The organism is Thermodesulfomicrobium thermophilum DSM 16697 (genome assembly GCF_059568695.1).
On the sequence record NZ_JCANTW010000012.1, the window covers coordinates 21,726 to 37,861 of the forward strand.

General features: G+C 61.6%; 17 protein-coding genes. 13 read left to right on the forward strand and 4 right to left on the reverse strand.

What is annotated here, in order from left to right; translation table 11 throughout:
* The first annotated feature begins 51 nt into the window (after positions 1-51).
* On the forward strand, positions 52-924 hold the full coding sequence (locus BR00_RS03705; protein ID WP_496476271.1) for a DUF2156 domain-containing protein: 873 nt from the start codon (positions 52-54) through the stop codon (positions 922-924).
* A gap of 40 nt (positions 925-964) precedes the next feature.
* On the opposite strand, the gene topA is transcribed toward BR00_RS03705, so the two are convergent.
* Positions 965-3,202 (reverse strand): type I DNA topoisomerase, encoded by a 2,238-nt coding sequence (gene topA, locus BR00_RS03710; RefSeq protein ID WP_496476272.1) that lies wholly within the window; start codon positions 3,200-3,202, stop codon positions 965-967.
* Positions 3,203-3,286: 84 nt separating this feature from the next.
* Here topA and era point away from each other — a divergent pair, with 84 nt between their 5' ends.
* Genes era through fliQ form a run of 11 tightly spaced genes read left to right on the forward strand, consistent with a single transcriptional unit; the run spans position 3,287 to position 10,626 of the window.
* A complete protein-coding gene (era, locus tag BR00_RS03715) occupies positions 3,287-4,204 on the forward strand; it encodes a GTPase Era (RefSeq protein WP_496476273.1) in 918 nt (305 codons plus the stop codon).
* On the forward strand, positions 4,201-4,887 hold the full coding sequence (locus BR00_RS03720; RefSeq protein WP_496476274.1) for a YggS family pyridoxal phosphate-dependent enzyme: 687 nt from the start codon (positions 4,201-4,203) through the stop codon (positions 4,885-4,887). Before era ends, BR00_RS03720 begins: the two co-directional genes overlap by 4 nt.
* Complete coding sequence (locus tag BR00_RS03725) at positions 4,888-5,643, forward strand: motility protein A (protein ID WP_496476275.1); 756 nt, start codon at positions 4,888-4,890, stop codon at positions 5,641-5,643.
* Between the two features lie 2 nt (positions 5,644-5,645).
* A complete protein-coding gene (locus BR00_RS03730) occupies positions 5,646-6,473 on the forward strand; it encodes an OmpA family protein (RefSeq protein ID WP_496476641.1) in 828 nt (275 codons plus the stop codon).
* Between the two features lie 3 nt (positions 6,474-6,476).
* Positions 6,477-7,190 carry a flagellar motor protein MotB gene (locus BR00_RS03735; protein WP_496476276.1) on the forward strand — a complete coding sequence of 238 codons (714 nt, stop codon included), beginning with the start codon at positions 6,477-6,479 and terminating at the stop codon, positions 7,188-7,190.
* Between the two features lie 21 nt (positions 7,191-7,211).
* Complete coding sequence (locus tag BR00_RS03740) at positions 7,212-7,736, forward strand: flagellar basal body-associated FliL family protein (RefSeq protein WP_496476277.1); 525 nt, start codon at positions 7,212-7,214, stop codon at positions 7,734-7,736.
* A 3-nt stretch (positions 7,737-7,739) separates the two neighbouring features.
* Positions 7,740-8,717, forward strand: a complete 978-nt coding sequence (gene fliM / locus BR00_RS03745) for a flagellar motor switch protein FliM (RefSeq protein ID WP_496476278.1) — start codon at positions 7,740-7,742, stop codon at positions 8,715-8,717.
* 9 nt (positions 8,718-8,726) lie between these two features.
* Positions 8,727-9,308: a flagellar motor switch protein FliN gene (fliN, locus tag BR00_RS03750; protein WP_496476279.1), complete on the forward strand. Its 582-nt coding sequence runs from the start codon at positions 8,727-8,729 to the stop codon at positions 9,306-9,308.
* 3 nt (positions 9,309-9,311) lie between these two features.
* The gene (gene fliO / locus BR00_RS03755; RefSeq protein ID WP_496476280.1) at positions 9,312-9,668 is read left to right on the forward strand and encodes a flagellar biosynthetic protein FliO; all 357 of its coding nucleotides are present in this window, start codon (positions 9,312-9,314) and stop codon (positions 9,666-9,668) included.
* Positions 9,583-10,347 carry a flagellar type III secretion system pore protein FliP gene (fliP, locus tag BR00_RS03760; RefSeq protein ID WP_496476281.1) on the forward strand — a complete coding sequence of 255 codons (765 nt, stop codon included), beginning with the start codon at positions 9,583-9,585 and terminating at the stop codon, positions 10,345-10,347. The genes fliO and fliP overlap by 86 nt, the downstream gene beginning before the upstream one ends.
* Before the next feature lie 9 nt (positions 10,348-10,356).
* Positions 10,357-10,626: a flagellar biosynthesis protein FliQ gene (gene fliQ, locus BR00_RS03765; protein WP_496476282.1), complete on the forward strand. Its 270-nt coding sequence runs from the start codon at positions 10,357-10,359 to the stop codon at positions 10,624-10,626.
* Here fliQ and BR00_RS03770 read toward each other — a convergent pair.
* On the reverse strand, positions 10,601-11,368 hold the full coding sequence (locus BR00_RS03770) for a TrmH family RNA methyltransferase (RefSeq protein ID WP_496476283.1): 768 nt from the start codon (positions 11,366-11,368) through the stop codon (positions 10,601-10,603). The two genes, fliQ and BR00_RS03770, sit on opposite strands and share 26 nt — an antisense overlap.
* A gap of 127 nt (positions 11,369-11,495) precedes the next feature.
* On the opposite strand from BR00_RS03770, the gene BR00_RS03775 reads away from it, so the two are divergent.
* Positions 11,496-13,061 carry a lytic transglycosylase gene (locus tag BR00_RS03775; RefSeq protein ID WP_496476284.1) on the forward strand — a complete coding sequence of 522 codons (1,566 nt, stop codon included), beginning with the start codon at positions 11,496-11,498 and terminating at the stop codon, positions 13,059-13,061.
* Here the strand turns inward: BR00_RS03775 and BR00_RS03780 are convergent.
* Positions 13,058-14,887 (reverse strand): ATP-binding protein, encoded by a 1,830-nt coding sequence (locus BR00_RS03780; protein WP_496476285.1) that lies wholly within the window; start codon positions 14,885-14,887, stop codon positions 13,058-13,060. The genes BR00_RS03775 and BR00_RS03780 overlap by 4 nt on opposite strands.
* Positions 14,871-16,031, reverse strand: a complete 1,161-nt coding sequence (gene ercA, locus BR00_RS03785) for an alcohol dehydrogenase-like regulatory protein ErcA (protein ID WP_496476286.1) — start codon at positions 16,029-16,031, stop codon at positions 14,871-14,873. The genes BR00_RS03780 and ercA overlap by 17 nt, the downstream gene beginning before the upstream one ends.
* Between the last annotated feature and the right edge of the window lie 105 nt (positions 16,032-16,136).

Genomic DNA, 16,136 nt, shown 5'->3' on the forward strand with positions numbered 1-16,136 from the left:
CAAATAATGGGGTCCGTTTTATATTTTTATAAATATATCGGAGAGATAGTTGTGGATTTCGCACCAATTACCTTGGAAGGTCAAACGGCGTACCGCTTGTGTTTGGCACGGATGTTTCAGAAAACCTCGGATTACAGCTTCGTCAACATTTGGGGGTGGGGCAGTCACTACGGCCTTACCTGGTGTTGGGACGAGGGGCTCGTGTTTTTGCGGCAAACCGTGCCGGCTCCGGTGTACTGGGCCCCGGTGGGGGATTGGGACGGCGTGGATTGGCGTCGGGTGCTCTCAGGGCTGCCGCGGCCGCTGCATTTTGGGCGCGTTCCGGAGGCGCTGGTGGAGGCGTGGCGCAGCGCGGGCATCCCCATGACAGTGACAGAAGCCCGAGAACATTGGGATTACGTGTATTCGGTGGAGGAGCTCGCGTCGCTGGCGGGGAGGCGTTTTCACAGCAAGAAGAACCTGCTCAACCAATTCGTGCGCGACAATGCCTTCCAGGTGGTGGCGCTCGACGAGCACACCGTGGAATGCGCCTTGGCTTTGCAGACCGAGTGGTTTTTGTGGCGGGACACGGAGGACGACGCCACCTTGGCTGCCGAAAACCACGCCATCGTGCGTGTGTTTCACGATTGGTCCCGGCTTGAGGGTATCGTGGGGGCGGGGATCACTGTTGATGGCAAGATGGTTGCCTATACCGTGGCAGATCCTCTGGACGACACGACGCTGGTCATCCATTTCGAAAAAGGTTGTCCGCAGTTTCGTGGCGTGTACCAGGCCATCAACCAGATGTTCTTAGAGCGCTTTGGCCAGGGCTTTATGTGGGTCAACCGGGAACAAGACTTGGGCGACGCGGGGTTGCGCCGCGCCAAGCTCAGCTATCATCCTGCCTTTTTCATGAAAAAGTATGCGGTGACTGTGGCGTTGTGATGCGACGGCCCTGCAGGCGCGTGGAAGATGCGGCCCACCTTTAGGCTGGGCCGTTTTCTTCTTTGCTGCGGTAGCGGCATCCCTGGGTGGGGCAGGCTATTGTGGTGCCTGCCTTGGTGGTCTTGCGCACGAGGATGGGAAAGCCGCACACCGGGCACGGCCCAGGGATCGGCAGGTCCCACACCGCATAGGTGCATTCCGGGTAACGATTGCAGGAGTAGAAGGTCTTGCCGCGGCGGGTGGTTTTTTCCACCAACTCGCCGGAGCACCCTTCTTGCGGGCATGGGACGCCGGTGGACAGGGAGGTGGCGTAGCGGCAGTCCGGGTAGCGGGAACAGGCCACGAAGCGGCCGCCCGTGCGGGTCTTCTTCACCACCAGTCGGCCTTCCTGGCAGGCAGGGCAGGGGCCGAGGTCCGGCACTTCGGCCTGGGGCAGGAGCTCGATGTCCCCCTGGTCGTTGCGTCGGTATTCACTGGTGAAGGTACATTGCGGATAGTTGGAACAGCCCACAAAGGGGCCGTTTTTGCCAAAGCGCATGATGAGCTTGCCGTGCTCGCACTTGGGGCAGACGATGTCCGTCTCCACTCCGGCCTTGAGGGTGGCCATGTCGTGGCGGGCTGCTTCCAGCGTGGGATAGAAGTCCTGGGCAAAGCGCTGGAGTACTTCTTCCAGGGTGGTTTTCCCTTCCGCGATGCGGTCGAGGTCCGCCTCCAGGGCCGCCGTGAACCCGGGGTCCATGAGCCGGGCAAAGTGGGCCACCAAGAGGTCGCTCACCGTGCAGCCGAGGTCCGTGGGCACGAAGGCCTTGTCCGTGAGTTCCACGTAACCGCGGTCCACCAGGGTGGAAATGATGGTGGCGTAGGTGGACGGCCGGCCGATGCCCAGTTCTTCGAGCTTGCGCACCAGGGAGGCTTCCGTGAAGCGGGCCGGGGGTTGGGTGAATTTCTGTTCGCAGTGGATGCGATCCACCGGCACGCGTTCCCCTTCGGTGAGCTTGGGGAGCACGGCCTCGTCGCTTTGATGGGGCCAGACGGCGAGAAAACCCGGGAAGATGAGCCGCTCGCCTTTGGCGCGCCATTGGGCGTCCCCGGTGGCCAGGATGACGGTGGTGTCCCAGAAGCGGGCCGAGGCCATTTGCGAGGCCACGAATCGCTGCCAGATGAGCCGGTAGAGCTTGAATTGCTCCGCGGGCAGAAGGGGCTGCACCATCTCCGGCGTGAGGCGGACGTCTACCGGCCGGATGGCCTCGTGGGCGTCCTGAGCGCTTCCCTTGCTTTTATACTGGCGCGCAGTGGTCGGACAGTACTCCGCTCCAAAGCGTTCATGGATGAGGGCGCGGGTGGCCTCCTGCGCTTCCGCGGCCACGCGTACCGAGTCGGTACGCATGTAGGTGATGAGCGCCACCGTGCCCCGCTCGCCGAGCTCGACGCCTTCGTAGAGGCGTTGGGCGACGCTCATGGTACGCTTGGCGGAGAACCCCAGGCGGGTGCTGGCCTCCTGCTGGAGGGTGGAGGTGATGAACGGCGGCTTGGGGTGCCGGGCGCGTTCTTTCTCCTGGACTGTCTCCACGACGGTGGGCGCCCCTTCCAGGGCGGCGCGCAGCTCTTGGGCGGCCTGCTCGTTGGGGACGTGGGCCTTTTTGCCGGCGATGCGCCAGAGCTTGGCGCTGAAGGCCGGATCCGTGGCCAGATGGAGGGTGAAATCCCAATATTCTTCCGGGGTGAAGGCTTGGCGTTCCCGTTCGCGGTCCACGATGAGGCGCAGGGCTACGGATTGGACCCGGCCGGCGGAGAGCCCGCGTCGGACCTTGGACCACAGAAGCGGCGAGATCTTGTAGCCCACCAGCCGGTCGAGGATACGGCGGGCCTGCTGGGAGTCGAAGAGCGGGCGGCGCAGTTCTCCCGGGTGGGCGAGGGCCTCGCGCACGGCCCGGGCCGTGATCTCGTTGAACCAGATACGCTTGAGGTTGGTGTTGGCGTCGCGCAGGAGCTCCGCCACATGCCAGGCAATGGCCTCTCCCTCGCGGTCCGGATCCGGGGCCAGGTAGACGGTATCTGCCTCTTTGGCCGCAGCCCGGAGCTTTTTCACCACATTGCCTTTGCCGGGGATGATCTCGTATTGAGGAGCAAAGCCGTGCTCTTCGTCTACGCCCAGCGTTTTTTGCGGCAGATCGCGCACGTGCCCCAGTGAGGCCTCCACGCGGTAGCCTGGGCCGAGAAACTTGGTGATGGTTTTGATTTTCGCCGGCGATTCGACGATGATGAGGTCCTTGCTCATAATGGGTGGGGCCTATATCCAGTCCTTGGAACCCAGGGCAAGGGAAATTTCTTCGGGGCCGTGGGGCCATGGAAGAGGAGATACATGGAAAACAGCTTTCGTTCTGGATATGTAGCGCTGGTAGGACCTCCCAATGCGGGCAAGTCGACGTTTCTCAATGGGGTGCTCGGGGAGAAACTGGCCATCGTCTCCCCCAAGCCGGGGACGACGCGCACCGCCATAACCGGCATTTGGACCACGGATTCGGCGCAGGTGGTTTTTTTGGATACCCCAGGGATCGTCGCCGCTCGGGGGCGCATGAATCGCCTTTTGGCGGACGCGGCTTGGGCCGCGCTCGGTTCGGCCCATGGCGCGGTGGTATTCCTGGACGGCGCTCGCTATGCGGCTCGATCCTCCGCCCTTGCCCGGGATGTGCACAGCTTCGCCCCGCGGCTGCGTCAATTGGGCATGCCGCTGGCGGTGGCGGTCAACAAGATCGACCAGGTTTCCCCCAAGGCCCGGCTGCTGGCGGTGCTTGCGGCGTGTGCGGATCTCTGGCCCGGGGTGGACATCTTTCCGCTGTCGGCCCGCACGGGCGAAGGGCGGGACCGGCTGGAGGCCGCAATCCTCGCCATGCTTCCGGAAGGCCCACCACTCTTCCCGCCCGATCAACTGAGCACCGCGCCCCTGCGCTTCTTGGTGGCGGAGATCGTGCGGGAGCAGCTCTTTGTGCAGCTTCGTCAGGAGCTCCCCTATCACGTGGCCGTGGAGGTGGAGGAGTGGGACGAAAGCCCGGAGCTTACCTCCATTGGGGTGGTCATTTATGTGTCAAAAACCAGTCATAAGGCCATGATCATCGGCCGGGGCGGATCCCGGCTCAAGGCCGTGGGGCAGGCCGCGCGGCAGGCGCTCAAAGAACTGTTGGGGGGTAAGGTACACCTTTCCACCTGGGTCAAGGTGCGGGAGGGCTGGACCGAGGATGAGGGCTTTTTGCGCGAGATGAACATTGGAGAAGTGCTATGAGCTCGGACGTGGTGGCGCGTTGGCGGGCGACCATGGATGCGGTGCACGAGGCCGCGGTGCGTTCCGGTCGGGACCCCTCTGCCGTACGCGTGGTGGCGGTATCCAAACGGCATCCGGCGGCGGCCATCGCTGCGGTGCACGCCGCGGGTCAGGTGATCTTTGGCGAAAACTACGTCCAGGAAGCACGGGCCAAGATGCGCGAGCTGCCTGCCTCCATTGAATGGCATTTGGTGGGACATGTGCAGACCAACAAGGTCCGCCAGGTGGTGGGCAGTTTCGCTTTGCTCCATGGCGTGGATTCCGTGCATTTGGCGCATGCTTTGCAGGAAAGAGCGCAGCGGCAGAAGGTGATCCAGCCGGTGCTCATGCAGGTCAACCTGGGGCGGGAGCGCCAGAAAAGCGGGGTGCTGGAGGAAGACCTCCCGGAATTGGCAGAGACGCTGATTGCCGCCCCGAATCTTGCCTGGCAGGGTCTGATGTTGCTTCCTCCGGTCTTTGACGACCCTGAGGCTGCGCGCCCCTTCTTCGCCGCCCTGCGGGACCTGCGGGACCGATTGGAGCAGCAATATGGCGTGCGGCTCCCCGAGCTCTCCATGGGCATGACCGGAGACTTCGGGGCCGCCATTGCCGAGGGCGCTACCTTGGTCCGCATTGGGACACGAATTTTCGGAGAACGCGCATAGATGGATATCGCTACCATTGTCGGAATCTTCGTGGCCTTTGGCTTGGTCATCGCGGCCATTGCCAAGGACATCATGGTGTTCGTGGATATCCCGTCGGTGCTTATTGTCTTTGGCGGCACCATTGGGGCGGTGCTTATCTGCTATCCATTGAACCAGGTCTTGGGGGTCGTGGGAGTCATCAAAAAAACGTTTCTCTTCAAGCTGGATTCACCTGCGGACATCATCGCCCGTTTTATGGATTATGCCAACAAGGCGCGTCGGGAAGGCATCTTGTCTTTGGAGCCGCTGCTCAAAGACATTCAAGACGATTTTTTGCGTAAGGGATTGCAGCTCACCGTGGACGGCATGGAGCCTCAGGCCATCCAAGAAATCTTGGAGACCGAGATCGCCTATTTGGAGGAGCGGCACCAGACCGGGGCGGACATCCTGGCGACATTTGGCACCTATGCCCCGGCGCTCGGGATGATCGGCACGGTTATCGGTTTGGTGCTCATGCTCAAAACCATGAACGATCCGAGTTCCATCGGCCCGTCCATGGCCGTGGCGCTCATCACCACCTTCTACGGCGCGGTGCTCGCCAACCTCGTGTTCAACCCCATGGCGGCCAAGCTCAAAAACCGCAGCAAGGAAGAGGTCTTGGTCCGGGGCATGATCTTGGAAGGCATCTTGTGTATTTCCAAAGGGGAAAACCCACGCATCATCGAAGAGAAACTCAATAGCTATCTGCCGCCCAAACAGCGTAAGACGCAAGGGTGATTATGGCGAAGCGGGAGAAAAAAGACAGTGGCGAAGGGGATGGTGGGGTGCCAACGTGGATGGTCACGTTTTCGGACCTCATGACGCTACTTTTGACCTTCTTCGTGCTCCTCCTTTCCATGGCCTCCATGATGGACGAGCGCCGCATCAAGGAAGCCTTGGGTTCGGTATTTGGTTCGTTTGGCTTTGGTACTGCAGGGTATAATCCGCTGACCACAAGCCCGCGGCCCGACGCCTTCGAACCTGGGCCCATCAATGATGTGCGTGATCTGGAGCCCATCAAACCGCTGCTCTGGGAGGATCCGTCGTGGGACCTGCGCTTTGAGTCCAATCGTTTTATCCAACGGCTTGGCATTGGCGCCGACACCTTGTTTGCCCCGGGTTCCGCAGAGATTTCTCCTCAAGGCCAAAGGCTTTTGCGGCGGATTGCCCCGGTGCTGCGGACCGCGGAATATCCCTTTCTGGTTGCGGGATACACGGGGCTGCCCCGGGACGAGGAAGGAGACGCCTACCGGATACGTGAAGACGCCATGGACGGTTCGTGGGCGCTGTCCCTGCGGCGCGCTCAGGCAGTGGCGGAGTTTTTGGCCCAGGAAGGGGTGCCGGTCACCAAGATGCGGGTGGAAGGTTTTGGCCGGTTTCGGCCCCGCACTACCAACGAGACCCCTGAAGGCCGGCGGCAGAACCGGCGGGTGGAGATCACCTTGGATCGTCGGGTCGTGGACTGGGCCCCGCAGCTCGCTGCGGCCATGGCGGCGGACAATCAGACCCAGGCGCCAGCGGACGAAGGCTTTCGCTACAAAGATTTTCTCTTTCGGTTGGAGCGATGACCCATGGCACGGCGGAAAAAGCGTCAGGAGTCCAGCGGGGGCGGCGATGGGTGGATGGTCACCTTTTCGGACCTCATGACCCTGCTTTTGACCTTTTTTGTGCTTCTGCTTTCCATGTCCTCCATGGACCAGGTGGTCATCAAGGAGACGCTCTCTTCGTTTCGCAACGACATCGCGTTTCTGACTGCCAAGGGCGCCGGTCGGGTGCCGACCCGTTTTGAACTGTTGGCCAAGCTGCTGGAGCGGCCGTTGGAGGCCTTGGATAAGCCCCAGCGCATCAAGGACTTGCTTTTTCCCGACGAGGTGCTCCCCCAGTGGATGAGCCGTCAGACTTTGGAAGAGAACCTTTTGGTGCTGGAGCGGCCGGAAGGAGTGGCCCTGGTGTTGACCGACGGCCTCCTTTTTGCCCCGGGATCTAGTGAGCTGGGAGAGGGAGGACGGGCGCTCCTGGGGCAGATTGCTGCTTTTTTGGCCTCAAGCCCTCTGCCGGTGAATGTGGCAGGATACGGGAGCGATGAGGCCGGGGCGGACCCGGCGGCGGTGGCGCGCGGTCGAGCATTGCGGGTGCTGGAGTTTTTTTTGGGATTCGGCTTTGAGCCGGATCGGTTTTCCGTGTCCGCATATACCGGAGAGGCGGCGGCTTTGCCCGGTGTGGACCCAATGCGGTGGCGGCGGGTGGAAATTCTTTTCAAAACCATGGGGCGAACGTATCTGTAAATGGTATAGCCAGGAGGGCGCATGGCGGACAAAGAGAAGAAGGACCAGACAGTCGAGGAGCAACCCAAGAAGGGCGGTAAACTCAAGTGGATCATCATCCTGCTGGTGTTGGTGGCCTTGTTGGGGGCAGGTGGTTTTTTTGCGTACCAGCATTTTTTTGCCTCTTCCAAAGAGGGGGCCGCGGACGCCAACGCTACCGAGGAGGCCGCTCCAACGGACGCCAACGCCACCAACGTCACCATGCCGGGGCAGTTGGTAAAGCTCGATACTTTGGTGGTGAATCTGGCGGATCCTTTGGGACGGCGGTATCTCAAGGTGACCATGGAGGTGGAGGTGGTGGATCCTCAGGCCGTGGCTGAGTTGGATGCCGCCATGCCCAAGGTGAAGGACGCCTTGCTGTTGCTGCTTTCCAGCAAGACATTTGCGGATGTGGCCACCATGGACAAAAAGTTGGAGCTGAAATTGCAGGTGGTGGAACGGCTCAACCAGATTTTGGGAAAATCCAAGGTGCGGGACGTATATTTTACCGAGTTTGTGGTGCAGTAACCTATGAGTAAGATCCTCAATCAGGACGAAGTGGATGCCCTGCTTCGGGGGATTTCCGGCGGGGAGATCGAGACGGAGCAGGACGAGACCCAAGACGACTCCGGGGTCGTGGTCTTTGATCTGGCCAATCAAGACCGCATTATCCGGGGGCGGATGCCGGTACTCGAGATCATCAACGATCGTTTCGCCCGTCTGGCCACCAATGCCATGGTGAACACCATGCGCAAACGGGTGGACGTGAACCCCCTGTCCATCGACATGTCCAAGTTTGGGGATTTCATGCGTTCTTTGCCGGTGCCCACCAGCATCAACATCTTCAAGATCGATCCCTTGCGCGGCAACGCCCTCTTGGTGGTGGACACCCGCTTGGTGTTTTCGTTGGTGGAGAACTTTTTCGGCGGGGCAGGCAGCCAGCCCAAGATCGAGGGGCGGGACTTCACCCCCATCGAACAGTCCATCATCACCAAGGTGGTGAAGGTCCTTTTGGCCAACCTGGAAGACGCTTGGCGACCGGTGCACGAGGTGAGCATCGAGTACGTGCGTTCAGAGATCAACCCGCAATTTGCCACCATCGTGCCGCCCAGCGACGTCGTCGTGGTCATCTCTTTCGAGGTGGAGCTCGAGAGCGCCATGGGGTCGCTCTTGGTGGCGCTGCCGTATGCTACCATCGAGCCCATCCGTTCCAAGCTCTATGCCGCGTTTCAGAGCGAGCGCCTGGAGGTGGACCATGCTTGGATCTCCCGCTTTCGAGACCGGCTCTTGGAGACCCCGGTGGATTTCACGGTTACCTTGGGGACTACCCGTCTCACCGTCCGGCAGCTTTTGGATCTCCAGGTGGGTGATATCCTGCTCCTCGATCAGGATGAGGACGATCTCTTGGAGGCCCGGGTGCAGGGGGTGCTCAAATTTTACGGTGAGCCTGGATTTGTGAAGGGCAACAAAGCCTTCCGTGTGGTTAAAGAACAGGAAATCGCATATTAGGAGCGGCGTATGGCGGAAGATCAAGACAAATTGGCGGCAGAATGGGCGGCGGCCTTGGCCGAAGAGGGGGCAGCATCCAAAGACGCTGCGGAAGAAGACTTGGCGGATGCCTGGGCCAGCGCCTTGGCCGAACAGGAAGGCAAACCCGCTGCGGGCGCGTCATCGGAAGCGGAGTTGGCCGACCAATGGGCCAAGGCCCTGGCGGACGAAGAAGCCACCAAGGTGCAGCGGGAAAAGAAACAAAAGCAGCTCGCTGCCCAGAGTCAGGATTTTCAATACAAGGATCTGACCGCCGAGGCCAAGGCGCAGCGCACCGGCTCGGAGTCCTTGCGTCGGGACCTGGAGTTCATCCTGGACATCCCCTTGGAAGTCTCGGCCCAGCTGGGTTCCACCAAGCTCCTCATCAACGAACTGTTGCAGCTCGGACAAGGTTCGGTCATCGAGCTCAACAAACTCGCGGGTGAGCCTTTGGAGATCCTGGTCAACGGCAAGCTGGTGGCCCGCGGCGAGGCCGTGGTCATCAACGAAAAATTCGGCGTCCGCCTCACGGATATTATCAGCCCCATCGAGCGGGTCAAACAATTGGCGTGACGTATGGACGGGCAATTGGGATTCGCCGCGGTCAAGATGCTGCTCGGCCTCGCCGGGGTGGTGGCGCTGCTCTTTGCGGCGGTGGTGGTGGTACGGCGGCTGGGGATTGCGCCGCGTGGGCGCAGGCACGGAAACTTGGAGCTGGTGGAGGTCTTGCCTTTGGGGCCGCGCCGGCAGGTGGCCGTGGTACGTTTCTTGGATGAGCTCCTGGTACTCGGGGTCAGCGAGGCCGGCATCGGACTCCTCGCCCGCCGCCCCCAGGAGGACGCATCCCATGACGATTTCGCCAACCACCTGCACGCGGCTGCTCATCGGCAGTCTGGTCATCCTGACGATCCCGACACTCGCGCTGGCGGCTGATCCGGCGCTGCCCTCGGTCTCCGTGCAATTGGGCGCGGCCACGGAGCCCGAAAAAGTGGCCCTCGGCCTGGAAATCCTCGCCCTACTCACGGTCCTTTCGCTGGCGCCTGCCATTTTGTTGACGCTGACGTCGTTCACCCGCATCATTCTCGTCTTCCATTTCCTGCGTCAGGCCATGGGCATCCAGCAGATGCCCCCCAATCAGGTCCTCGCGGCGCTGGCCATCTTCATGACTGTGGTCATCATGATGCCGGTGGGCAAGCGCATCAATGATGAAGCGTTGCAGCCGTATCTCGAAGAACGTATCGGATATCGTGAAGCCTTGCAGCGTGCCGAGACGCCGCTGCGCTCATTTCTCTTCAAGCATACTCGAGAAAAAGATCTGTCGGTTTTCTATGCTATTTCTGGGTTGGAGCAGCCAAAAACCAAAGATGACGTCCCAACGAGTATTCTCATCCCAGCTTTTGTCATCAGTGAACTCAAAACAGGCTTTCAGATTGGTTTTTTGATTTATGTCCCATTTCTCATTCTCGACATGGTTGTTGCGAGTGTACTCCTTTCCATGGGCATGATGATGCTTCCTCCGGTCATGGTCTCATTGCCGTTCAAGATTCTCCTTTTTGTCATGGTGGATGGATGGAATCTTCTCGTCGTATCCCTGGTCAACAGCTTCACCTAAGGAACGCCTATGACTCCTGATTTCGTCATTGGATTTGCCCGGCAATCCATCGAGCTCACCCTGACCATCTCCTTGCCGCTTTTGGGAGTGGGGCTGGGCGTGGGCATCGTGGTGAGCATCCTTCAGGCCGCCACCCAAATCCAGGAGGCCACCCTCACCTTCGTTCCCAAGATCGTGGCGGTGTTTGGCGCCTTGCTGGTGGCCTTTCCCTGGATTCTCGACAAGATGGTCGAGTTCACCCGCGAAATTTTCATCAACCTGCCGCAGTACATTCGTTGAGCTGGCGCCACATTTCTCCCAGGAGGATGGCGCCGGCCTGGGCGACGTTGAGGGAATTTAGGTCCCGCGCCATGGGGATGCGCACCAAGGTATGGCAGCGGGATTGAATTCCGGGACGGATCCCTCGTTCCTCGCCTCCTAAAACAAGAACACACGGAAAGCAGAAACGCACCTGCCAAAGGTCCAGAGCGTCGCCGTGGGCGGCGGCGCCGTAGATGGGGACTTCGTGGTCAGCTATGGCGCGGAGTGCCCGGCCGAGGTTGACCGCCACGTGCACCGGCAGTCGGGCGAGAGCCCCGGCTGCGGCTTTGGCGGCGTGGCCGCCGAGATAGGCGCTACGGTCTTTGGGCACCAGGAGCCCTGCCCCGCCGAGTCCGTAGAGAGTGCGGGCGAGGGTCCCCACATTGCCGGGGTCTTGCACCTGGTCGAGGGCGAGCAGGACCGGCAGCGGGGCCGTGGGGAGGGCTTGGAGGAGCGCTTCCATATCTGCGGATGCGCACGGCCGCATGCGGGCGGCCACCCCCTGGTGCGCCCCTGGAGTCAGGCGGTCGAGCTCGGTGCGGGGCACGAGGCGAAAACGGACCCGCTGTTGCCGGCACAAGGCGACGATATTTGCGAGGCCGCCTTCTTCTCGGGCAACGAGCACGGTGTCGATGTGATGTGGACTTTCTTGCAAAAGCTCGAACACCGGCTTGCGGCCGGGGACTATGTTTTCCGATTTGCTGATTTTTTCTCTCGACATGACGACCTCGATAGGTTAGTGTTTCCAGATTTGCCTTATGACTTTTTTTGTTCTACACGGCAATGGTTGTTTTGGCTCCACCGCGTGCCCGTGGTGGTGTGGAGAAACCGTAACCAGGAGTTGGCTTTTGTCGGGAATTGTCCAGAAAACGGTGATTGCGCTTCTGTTTCTGGGGATGAGTGTGGGCTGTGCTTCCCCGCGCCTTTCCCACAAGGGGACCGAAGACGCCATCACAGGAGCCGGTGCGGTCCACGAACCGGGCACCTCCGTGTCCTCCGGCTCCGTCGCGGTCAAGGACGATGCCGCAGCCTCCCCGCACAAGGGAGTCGCCCCACAGGGATCTCCTGCGGAGTCATCGGGACAGGTTGCCGTGCCCTCGGGGCTCTTTGAACCCTCCGTTGTCGAAGACCCAGCCGTTCAGCAATATTTTGCATTGTATACCGAAAAAAACCGTGAAGCTTTTGTCTCCGGCCTGCAGCGTGCGCAGAGCTACTTGCCGGCGCTGCGGGAGCGCTTCCAGGCCGCAGGTTTGCCCGAGGAGCTTGCCTATCTCCCTTTGGTGGAGAGCGCTTTTGACCCCACGGCGACCTCTGCGGCAGGAGCGGTCGGCATTTGGCAGATCATGCCTGAGACAGCCCGCCGCTTTGGCTTGCGTGTGGACTGGTGGGTGGACGAGCGCCGAGATATCTTTCGTGCCACGGATGCTGCCATTGGTTATCTCAAGTATTTGTACGCGCAATTTGGTGATTGGAAGCTGGCGCTCGCTGCGTACAATGCGGGGGAGGGCGCTATCGGTCGAGCCCTGAAGGTCACGGGAGCAGAGACCTTGGATGCACTGCCTGAGGCGCGTCTTAGCGAGCAGACCCGCAGCTATGTCCCCAAGTTTGCTGCTGCGGTGCACGCGGCGCGCCATTGGGAAAAGTCGGCGGGCATTGTTACGCGGGGGCAGCGCGCACTCCCGTTGGTCCCCGTTGCGGTGCGTGGAGCCACGGATCTACGCGAATTGGCGCAGGCCGTGGGGATCCCGTGGAAGCAATTCCACGCCTTCAACGCCCAATATCTCCGGCAAGCGACCCCGCCCTTGGGGACGAGCACGGTGCGCGTTCCTGCCCAGTATGCCGCCCAGGTCCGCCAGTATCTCGACCGTCAGTCAGGTTTGCGCCCTGTGGCCGGGCTTGTTCCCTATACGGTGCGTGTTGGTGATTCCTGGAGTGCCTTGGCAAAGCGTACGAAGGTCTCTGCCAAGGAGCTCGCGGCCATCAATGCCGGGGTGCGGTTGGTGCCCGGGCGGGTAGTGTATTTGCCTGCGCGTGTTCAGGCCCGTGCGGGGACTGCCTCATCAAAGGCCCCCAAAGCCGTGGGAGGACAAGCCAACTATGCCGTACGGCCTGGGGATACGCTCTCGGGAATTGCTCGAAAATTTGGTGTAAAGGTCAGCACCCTGGCGGCAGTGAATGATCTCGCTCCAAATGCGATCCTGCGTCCGGGCCAGGGACTCTTCATCCCGCCTACAGATGCCGCGCAGGTGGCGGCTACGGACACCCCTCGCTACTATGTAGTGCAGCCCGGCGACACAGTCTGGGGGATCTCCCGCAGGTTCGGCGCAGCCCTCGAAGATGTGCTGCGCTGGAATCGGCTCCATCCCAATGCCCCGCTTCGCCCCGGAGACACCGTGCTGGTGCAAGCCCCTTAGTCCTGGGAGCGTTGGCGCGTCCTTTCCGCGGAGGCCTTCGGGCCTCCGTTTTTGGTGGTGCGCTGCAGAGGTAGTTCGATGGTAAAGCAGCTCCCCTGGCCCGGGGTGCTTTCTGCGTACATGCGGCCGCCATGCTCTTGGGTGATGATGAAATAGCTCACCGAAAGGCCGAGCCCGGTGCCTTTGCCGGGGGGCTTGGTGGTGAAGAAGGGCTCCATGATGCGGGCAAGGGTACCTGGCTCCATGCCCGGACCGTTGTCTGCCACGCGGATGCGGACGCCATCGTGGGCGGATTCTATGCGGATGGTAAAGCGCGGGCCGTCTTCGGGCGGATAGGTCTTCTCGGCCATGGCTTCGGCGCCGTTTCGCAGGAGATTGAGCAGCACCTGTTGGATCTTGCCTTGAGAGCACGGCACGGCGGGCAGATCCGGGTCGATGTGCAGATCGATGGCGATTCTTCGGAAATCATAGTTCTTTTTCAAATCGTAGTCCATGCGGGCAAGCTCGATGGTGGACCGGATCACCTCGCCGAGGTCAGCGGGGACGAGCTTTGGATCTGTTTTGCGGCTGAACCCAAGCATGCTCGTGACCAGCGTGGCCGCTCGGTGCCCAGCCTCTTGGATGGCGGCGAGCATGGCCGGGATGTCCCGGGCGGCAAGGTAACGCTGCATGGCCTCGAAATCCAGGTGTGCTGCGGCCGCTGCCTTGAGATTGGCGGGAAGCGGGGCCGTGAGACGGCTGGCAAGCACCTGGACGCTGCCGAGGATGGAGGCCAGCGGATTGTTGATCTCGTGGGCCATGCCAGCGGCGAGCCCTCCGAGGGAGAGCATCTTTTCGGACTGAATGAGGAGTTGTTCCATGTGCTGGCGTTCGGTGACGTCGTCGATGCGGATGACCGCTCCTTCCATCTGCTCCAGGGGATAGATAGTGACGTCTTCGAAGATAGTGCGGGCGCCGTCGCTGCGTACCTGCCGGGTACGGCTCTGGGGCGTATGGGTGGCCATGGCCTGCGCAGCAAGTTTGCTGTACGCCGCAAGGGGTGGAGCGACTTCGACAAGCGGCCGTCCCAGGGCCTGGGTTGCCGAGATGCCGGTGAGGGTCTCTGCGCGGCGGTTCCACTGCGTGACGCGTCCCTGGACGTCCACGGTGATGAGCGCCGACGGCATGGAATCTACGATACGGGTGAGGAGTGCGCGCAGCCGGTGGGCTTCGTGCTCAGCCAGCACCAAGACTACGTGTTCGGCCATGCGGCCGAGGAAGGCCTTTTCGTCGGCAAACCAGGTGCGCGGGGAGGAGGCTTCGCCGGTGATAAGCCCCCAGGGGCCTTGGTTGTCGCACACAAGAGTTGCAATCAAAGCCCCTGGTTGGCCGAGGTGCTCCCAGAGGACCCGCAGCCGGGCATCGGTGCAGGCGTCTTCCATGGCGAGGACCTCTTTTGCGGGGAAGGCGGTGAGAACGTCGGCGGTGGGGCAAGGCAGGGAAGGAAATCCGTTTGTGGCCACAGGGGTGAGGACGTTGTCCGTAATGCGCCACACCACGGCACGGGTGAGCTCCAGCGCTTGCGCCACGGCCGTGCAAACGGAGGCGAGGGCCGCATCCAGGCTGTTTGCAGCATGGATATGGGGAAGGCGCAGTACGGCGCGCTGCTGGCGTTCGATGCGCTGTGCCGTGGTGCGCAGTGCGGCCTCGGCCTGTTTGCGCTCCGCCACTTCCGCTTGCAGCTCGGCAATGGTGCGCTGCAGGATCGGGTAATAACTCTTGCGCGCCGAGGTCTCGGAAATTCCAATGATGCGATGCAGGGGAGATGGACTAGAGGATTCGGGCATAGATGGCCTCGAGGTCGGTTTGGGTGGCAGGACGCGGATTGGTGACGAGACAGGGATCTTGGAGGGCGATATGGGCAAGATGCCCGATGTCTTCCCGGTGTACCCCGCGTTCCGCAAGTCCACCGACGATGCCCAGTTCGGTGCGCAGACGGGTCAGGCGGTCTTCCAGGATCGTGGCGGCGGTGGCGTCGTCGGCGCCGGAAAGGTCCAGGCCTATGGCCTGGGCGAGGCGGCGGAATTTGTGCGGCGCGGCAGGGAAGTTGAAGGCCACTACGGGTGGGAGGAGCAGGGCGTTGCATTCGCCGTGGGGCAAATCCAAAAAGCCGCCAAGGCTATGGGCCAGGGCATGCACCGCGCCGAGGCTGGCATTGGAGAAGGCCATGCCGGCATGCAGGCTCGCCAGCATGGTTTGGGCGCGGGCTTCCATGTAGCGAGGGGTGGCCACTGCCTGCGGCAGCGCTTGGACGATGCGGCGCGCCGCTTCCAGGGCGTGCACGTCGGTGAGGGGTGAACTGGCGAGCGAAACGTAGGCTTCCATGGCATGGGCGAGGACGTCCATGCCGGTGGCTGCGGTGAGGTCCGGGGGCAGGGGTTTGAGGGTGCAGGGGTCCACCAGGGCGACGTCTGGCACGATGGCCTTGCTGATGATGGCGATTTTGGTGCGGCGCCGGGTATCGGTGATGATGGCGAATTGGGAGATATCTGCTGCGGAGCCCGCAGTGGTGGGGATACAGATGAGCGGCGGCATGGGCACGGCGATGGTGTCCACCCCTTCGTAGTCGAGGATGTGGCCGCCGTTCATGGTGACGATGCCGATGCCCTTGGCGGTGTCGAGCACGCTGCCACCGCCCACGGCGATGAGGCCGTCACAGTGGTGGGCGAAATATGCCTCCACCCCGGCCATGATTTCATAGTCTTTGGGATTGGGGGTGATCCCGGTGAAGATTTGGGCTTCGGCCCCTGCGGCCGCTACGTGTTTGCTTACCCGTTGCGTCCAGCCCACGGCCTCCACTCCGGGGTCTGAAACTATCAGCGGTCGTTTCAGCCCGAAGGTCGATGCATACCCGCCAACGGCGTCCAGCGCCCCATGGCCAAAGACGATCTCTGGAACGACGAACTTGCGCATGGGTACCAGGCTGTCCATTGCCGCCTCCTTGGTTTGAGGGTTGGCGCTTTCCTACTTTAGGAGAGAAGAAAATGCCAGGGCAAAGGCATAGGCCGGACCCGATGGCGTCTCCCTGGCTTGCCA

What these genes read in the sequence shown, in the direction of transcription:
- ercA (WP_496476286.1), bottom strand. Translation starts at nt 16,031, where the DNA reads ATGGACAGCCTGGTACCCATGCGCAAGTTCGTCGTTCCAGAGATCGTC.
- fliN (WP_496476279.1), top strand. Translation starts at nt 8,727, where the DNA reads ATGGCGGAAGATCAAGACAAATTGGCGGCAGAATGGGCGGCGGCCTTG.
- fliQ (WP_496476282.1), top strand. Translation starts at nt 10,357, where the DNA reads ATGACTCCTGATTTCGTCATTGGATTTGCCCGGCAATCCATCGAGCTC.
- BR00_RS03740 (WP_496476277.1), top strand. Translation starts at nt 7,212, where the DNA reads ATGGCGGACAAAGAGAAGAAGGACCAGACAGTCGAGGAGCAACCCAAG.
- topA (WP_496476272.1), bottom strand. Translation starts at nt 3,202, where the DNA reads ATGAGCAAGGACCTCATCATCGTCGAATCGCCGGCGAAAATCAAAACC.
- BR00_RS03770 (WP_496476283.1), bottom strand. Translation starts at nt 11,368, where the DNA reads ATGTCGAGAGAAAAAATCAGCAAATCGGAAAACATAGTCCCCGGCCGC.
- fliP (WP_496476281.1), top strand. Translation starts at nt 9,583, where the DNA reads ATGACGATTTCGCCAACCACCTGCACGCGGCTGCTCATCGGCAGTCTG.
- BR00_RS03730 (WP_496476641.1), top strand. Translation starts at nt 5,646, where the DNA reads ATGGCGAAGCGGGAGAAAAAAGACAGTGGCGAAGGGGATGGTGGGGTG.
- BR00_RS03720 (WP_496476274.1), top strand. Translation starts at nt 4,201, where the DNA reads ATGAGCTCGGACGTGGTGGCGCGTTGGCGGGCGACCATGGATGCGGTG.
- BR00_RS03735 (WP_496476276.1), top strand. Translation starts at nt 6,477, where the DNA reads ATGGCACGGCGGAAAAAGCGTCAGGAGTCCAGCGGGGGCGGCGATGGG.
- era (WP_496476273.1), top strand. Translation starts at nt 3,287, where the DNA reads ATGGAAAACAGCTTTCGTTCTGGATATGTAGCGCTGGTAGGACCTCCC.
- BR00_RS03725 (WP_496476275.1), top strand. Translation starts at nt 4,888, where the DNA reads ATGGATATCGCTACCATTGTCGGAATCTTCGTGGCCTTTGGCTTGGTC.
- fliO (WP_496476280.1), top strand. Translation starts at nt 9,312, where the DNA reads ATGGACGGGCAATTGGGATTCGCCGCGGTCAAGATGCTGCTCGGCCTC.
- BR00_RS03780 (WP_496476285.1), bottom strand. Translation starts at nt 14,887, where the DNA reads ATGCCCGAATCCTCTAGTCCATCTCCCCTGCATCGCATCATTGGAATT.
- fliM (WP_496476278.1), top strand. Translation starts at nt 7,740, where the DNA reads ATGAGTAAGATCCTCAATCAGGACGAAGTGGATGCCCTGCTTCGGGGG.